At 68.6% G+C, this 1,944-nt stretch carries 2 protein-coding genes; one reads left to right on the forward strand and one right to left on the reverse strand.

Annotated features, from left to right (window positions below):
• Positions 1-227 precede the first annotated feature (227 nt).
• Positions 228-1,442, forward strand: coding sequence for an IS110 family transposase (locus AB0D59_RS51045; RefSeq protein ID WP_362580057.1), 1,215 nt, complete (start codon positions 228-230; stop codon positions 1,440-1,442).
• A 12-nt stretch (positions 1,443-1,454) separates the two neighbouring features.
• Here the strand turns inward: AB0D59_RS51045 and AB0D59_RS51050 are convergent, their stop codons facing one another.
• Positions 1,455-1,886 (reverse strand): hypothetical protein, encoded by a 432-nt coding sequence (locus AB0D59_RS51050; RefSeq protein ID WP_362580060.1) that lies wholly within the window; start codon positions 1,884-1,886, stop codon positions 1,455-1,457.
• Positions 1,887-1,944 lie beyond the last annotated feature (58 nt).

Here is a 1,944-nt window from a genome sequence, read left to right on the forward strand (position 1 = left end):
GGCACTGACATTGATGCTGATACTCAGGTTCCGGTGGTCGTGGCTCGGGCACTGACTGACGCCCTGCTGGGCTGTCTTCCGGCTGTTCTGTCCGGCCGCCGGGACCTGTTCTCATGGCTCCGGCCGGGCGGAACATGACCTGATAGGAGCTTGGCCAGAAGCCCCCTCAATGTCCTGTCTGCGCCACCCGGCCGGTGCCCACCTCCGGTTGGGAAGGCACCATCAGCATGACATCAGAGGTTGTGGAGGGCAGCGCGGACGAGGACGTGTTCGGCGGGGTCGACTCCCATGCCGACACCATTCACGTCGCGGTGATCAGCGACAACGGCGGCCACCTCGCGGACGCGGAGTTCAAGACCACCGCCGCCGGATACGCCGCGGCTATGGCCTTCCTGAACGCCCACGGCCATGTGATCGCAATCGGGGTCGAGGGCACCTCCTCCTACGGCGCCGGCTTCACCCGCGCCGCCCGCTCGGCGGGCCTTGACGTCGTGGAGGTCAACCGGCCCGACCGGGCCGAACGCCGCCGCATCGGCAAGTCCGACCCCATCGACGCCTACGCCGCTGCCCGCGCCGCCCTGTCCGGACGGGCCTCCAGCGCCCCCAAGGACGACACCGTCGCCGGCATACGCGCCCTGCACAACGCCGCCCGCTCCGCCGTTAAGGCCCGCACCGCTGCCCTGAACCAGATCACGCATCTTCTCTTCACGGCGCCCGAGACCATCCGCGCCAAATACGGGCAGCTCAAAGGGGCGGACCGCACCGACGCCCTGGCCCGGCTGCGACCGACCGGGGACGCCGTCCACGTCGCGGTCCTCACCGCACTGAAGAGTCTCGCCCGGCGCGTCAAGGAGCTGACCGCCGAGCACGAAGAGCTGACCAAGACCCTGGACAGCGAGGTCACAGCCCACAACCCCGGCCTGCGGGCCGCCTATGGAGTCGGCCCGGACACCGCCGCCCAGCTCCTGGTCACGGCCGGAGGCAACCCCGACCGCATGCGAACCGAGGCTTCTTTCGCCGCCCTGTGCGGAGCCGCACCGGTCCCCGCCTCCAGCGGCAGAACCAACCGGCACCGCCTCTCACGCGGCGGTGACCGAGCAGCCAACGCCGCCCTCTACCGCATCGCCCTCGTCCGCATGTCCAGCGATCCCCGCACCCGCGACTACGTTGCCCGGCAGGCCGCAGCCGGACGAACCAAGAAGGAGATCATCCGGCTGTTGAAGCGAGCCATTGCCCGGGAGATGTTCCGCTGTCTGACCACCACGGTCGCCGTCCCCGGAATCGCCGACCTGCGGCCCCTGCGCCAAGCCAAGAACATCACCCTCACCGCCGCCGCCCGCCAGTTCGGAGTCTGGCCGGCCACTATCTCCACGCTCGAACGAGGAATCCGCCGCGACGACACCCTCGCCCACACCTACCGGGACTGGCTCAACGCCGCTTGATCACGTGTGAGGTCATACAACGTCCCGCACATTCGGCCACGACCGACCGTCGGCGGAGGCGCCAGAGGGCCGTCCGGCGCGAACGAAGTCGCCGTACTCGTCCTGGACAACGTTCTCGTTGACCCACCGGCCTCGCACAGCTCCAATGCGCTGTTCGGCAACGACCAGCGCGGCCAGCGGGTCCTCAGCCATGCCCACAAGCTGGCCGAACTCGCCGGCCTCATCATCAGGATCGAACGGCGGGAACTCACCCATGTCCAGGAAGCTCTCGCTACCGACGTCCTCGACCGCGTGGAGATAGACCTCAAAGCGACCCTTCGTCGCGCGAACCTCGACATAGCGCACACCGGGCCGCTCTGCCGAGCCGCACGGCCCGAGGAACTGCTCGACCGAACGGCCCCGCCGCAAGGCCCCAAGAATGAACGACTCCGTCAAGTACCGCACCCGGCCACGATACGGCGCTCACCCCACCCACAGGGCTTGACGATCAATAGGAGCATCA

The sequence above is a fragment of the Streptomyces sp. NPDC048417 genome (assembly GCF_040651615.1).
Classification (GTDB): Bacteria; Actinomycetota; Actinomycetes; order Streptomycetales; family Streptomycetaceae; genus Streptomyces.